A 690-nucleotide genomic window follows, 5' to 3' on the forward strand; every position below is an offset into this window, starting at 1 on the left:
CCCACCCGTGCCGCCCCGGGGGTGCCTCCCGGGCCCTTTCGGGCTCTGGGGGAGGCACGACTGCCCGCAGTGACGGCGGGACCGCCCGCGGTGGCGGCGTGGTTGTCCGCGGTGGTGACCGGGTGGTTCTTCACGGAGTTCCGCTGCCGCACCGCGGGAGGGTCCACGTGGGGTGTCATCCGGCTCAGCAGCAGTACGCCCCAGGAGGCGAGGGCCGCGCCGGTCAGGGCGAGCAGGATGCCCGTCGGGCCGGCGCGGAGGCGTTCGCCCAGGAGGGAGAGACCGATCACCGCGGCCGCCAGCGGGTTCGTCAGGGTGACCACCGCGAGCGGGGCGCCCAGGCCGCCCCGGTAGGCGGTCTGCGACAGCAGCAGTCCGCCGGCCGCGAAGGCGGCCACCAGCAGTGCCACCACGACCACCTGCGCACTGAGCAGGGGACCGGACCGGTCCGTCACCGCGACCGTCACGGTCTGGGTGAGCGCCGAGGCCACCCCGGAGGCGACGCCCGACGCGGTCGCGTGCCGCAGACCGGGCCGGGACCCCGGCCACGACAGCAGGCCGACCAGCGACACCGTACCGCCCGCGACGACCAGCGCCTCGGGCACGCTCAGCACGTCGTCGGGGGCCGGCCCGGACGCCGTCACCAGCACCGCCGCCAGACCGGCGAGGGTGAACGCCGTACCCCGCCAC

The 690-nt window shown here is 76.7% G+C and carries 1 pseudogene; it reads right to left on the minus strand.

Annotation, left to right across the window (positions count from 1 at the left end):
• Window positions 1-690, minus strand: a pseudogene (locus B7767_RS41785) (hypothetical protein); the annotation flags it as partial.

Origin of the sequence: Streptomyces sp. 13-12-16, assembly GCF_002114215.1 — a bacterium.
Taxonomy (GTDB): Bacteria; Actinomycetota; Actinomycetes; order Streptomycetales; family Streptomycetaceae; genus Streptomyces.